Origin of the sequence: Vibrio sp. M260112, assembly GCF_036533775.1 — a bacterium.
Taxonomy (GTDB): Bacteria; Pseudomonadota; Gammaproteobacteria; order Enterobacterales; family Vibrionaceae; genus Vibrio.
The window spans coordinates 1-2157 of record NZ_JATABH010000126.1 but is presented as its reverse complement, the minus strand read 5'-3'; the positions used below and the strand labels follow the sequence as shown (position 1 = coordinate 2157).

Annotated in this window: 4 protein-coding genes; 3 read left to right on the top strand and 1 reads right to left on the bottom strand. The window is 42.4% G+C overall.

The features are described from left to right. The 3 genes from QTN95_RS20415 to QTN95_RS20405 form a co-directional block, all read left to right on the top strand. Window positions 1–218, top strand: a 218-nt coding sequence (locus QTN95_RS20415; RefSeq protein ID WP_331418815.1) for a hypothetical protein, incomplete at its 5' end; no start/stop codon positions are given. A gap of 16 nt (window positions 219–234) precedes the next feature. Further along, complete coding sequence (locus tag QTN95_RS20410) at window positions 235–1224, top strand: phospholipase effector Tle1 domain-containing protein (protein ID WP_331418814.1); 990 nt, start codon at window positions 235–237, stop codon at window positions 1222–1224. Beyond that, a complete protein-coding gene (locus QTN95_RS20405) occupies window positions 1214–1867 on the top strand; it encodes a hypothetical protein (protein ID WP_331418813.1) in 654 nt (217 codons plus the stop codon). Before QTN95_RS20410 ends, QTN95_RS20405 begins: the two co-directional genes overlap by 11 nt. 91 nt (window positions 1868–1958) lie before the next feature. On the opposite strand, the gene QTN95_RS20400 is transcribed toward QTN95_RS20405, so the two are convergent. After that, window positions 1959–2157 (bottom strand): hypothetical protein (locus QTN95_RS20400; protein WP_331418812.1); only part of this gene is annotated, 199 nt, incomplete at its 5' end.

Here is a 2157-nt window from a genome sequence, read left to right as displayed (position 1 = left end):
AAATTTATGTTGCTGGGGTCGGGACTGTGGATGGAGCGTGGCAAAACCCAACCTTGATAGATGAAGGAAAAGATGAAGTCGATTTAGCTCAGGCGTTTGGTGTCAGCCCAAATAATTTAGAGAAAACATATACGCTCATTGACACCGCTTACAACCTTGTTGCTGACGATACTGGGGCATTTTACACGCGGAGCGGCTTTAGCTCGTCACTTTGTTAATGCCGTTAAAGATGGATTGCCTGATTATAACAAGCCACGTGACGGTGAAGCATTCGGTGAAGTTTTCCCCAACTTATTAGCGCACCAAGATGACGTCAGTAGCCAAGCTAAACATGGTTACTATCCTGACGAGACACGTACCTGTAGTGTTCGTTTTGTTGGGCTGTTCGATACCGTAGGCTCGTTCTATCTAGCTGGAAACAACGATGAAGGCAATTTTGAGTTAGGACTTGATGCTAGTTGTGCGGAGCGTGTATTCCAGATAAGCGCCCATCACGAATACAGAAAGAACTTCCCTCTAACATCTCTACGACCTAGCGATGGCGTTCTACCTTCTAACTTTTATGAGGAGGTGTTTGCTGGCTGTCACACAGACATTGGTGGCGGCTATCCTTCAAAAGAGCAGTATGCAAAGCAAGGTTTACCTACAAGGTATGGTATGCCTCTGTCTGCAACTTATAATCGAGAGTTAATAAAAACAGAATCCATAAGGGAAGAGATAAAAACACAACAGACTGTTTACGGAGCAGCCGCATACAGTGAGCAGCTACACAAGCACGCTCAAGACGCTTGGAATTTGGAATGCAGAACTAAGGGTTTATATGGTGTTGTGACACTGGTGAATGGCATTTTTTATTATTACGAGCTACAGCCTATTAGCAATGCTCTATCGGCTCTGCCATTAGAAAGAATGAAACAGCAGGCAGAGGTTGCAGGTGTGAATTGGGATGACGAAAAGCTCGCCTATCCGCAAGATTTCAGTCAATTGACAGGATGTGATGTGGATTTAAAAACGTTGAATGAAAAGTTATTAACTCAACCGTTAGGTAGTATTACACCGACACATTGGCAAGATGAGATTAACCAGTATGGTAAGGAATGGATACATCGCCCTCATGATGCACTCATCAACCCAGGGTGTGAGACTGCAATGGACAGTCTTGTTAATGCAGTAACGAAAGAAGGAAACCAACTCAAGCGAGTGGTATTTGATAATGAAGTTTAGATTTTTAATTGCTGTAAGCATGTGCTTTTTACTTAATGGTTGCTTTGAAAGTAAGCCTGTTTCAGTTGCGAGCATTGGCAATGCAGGGTCTTTAGGTGGTCCACATTTTATTCGTGATATGTGGGTCAGTGATATTTATGGTGGAGGAGCAAACTTTGCGTATGGGAGTGTTCAGGGCTGTTGTGCTAGCGCAGGCATTGGCATAGGTATCCCTAGCGCCATTAAGGGGCAATGGGAAAATGGGGTTGGTGGCGGCTCATCTCGTGAAAAATGGCAACAGCGTTGGAAGCCCGAATGGGGTAATTTCGATGAGAATTATGATACTAAGTGGTTTCGCATTGATGATGTGATAGACAGTGAGCTTGCCAAGCAAAAAATAGAGACAATCAACCATTATTACCCAAACTTTAAGACAAATGGAGTTATGCAGGTCTTAGTAAATAAAGAGCAAGTATTACTATTATACAAGTACTCTTGCAATCCCAGTAGAAAGCATAATGACTGTACTATCCGAGAGAATGCAGATCCTAATGGTTGGGTACACTCTGCGCCATATAGCAAGACAGGTAATACAAAAGTCGTTGTTTTATATGACGGTAAGGGAGAGGTGTCAGACAAACCATTTACGGATAATACACCCTAATCATAGAAACAGCCGATTTTCCATATCTTAACCTGCATCAATTGACAGGATGTGATGTGGCTTTAAAAACGTTGAATGAAAAGTTATTAACTCAACCGTTAGGTAGTGTTGCAGTCTTGTTAATCCAGTAACGAAAGAAGAAAACCAACTCAAGCGAGTGGTATTTGATAATGAAGTTTAGATTTTTAATCGCTGTAAGCATGTGCTTTTTACTTAATGGTTGCTTTGAAAGTAAGCCTGTTTCAGTTGCGAGCATTGGCAATGCAGGGTCTTTAGGTGGCCCACATTTT

Bases quoted from the DNA above. Each gene is read 5' to 3' on its own strand.
- QTN95_RS20405 (WP_331418813.1), top strand. From the start codon at position 1,214: ATGAAGTTTAGATTTTTAATTGCTGTAAGCATGTGCTTTTTACTTAAT.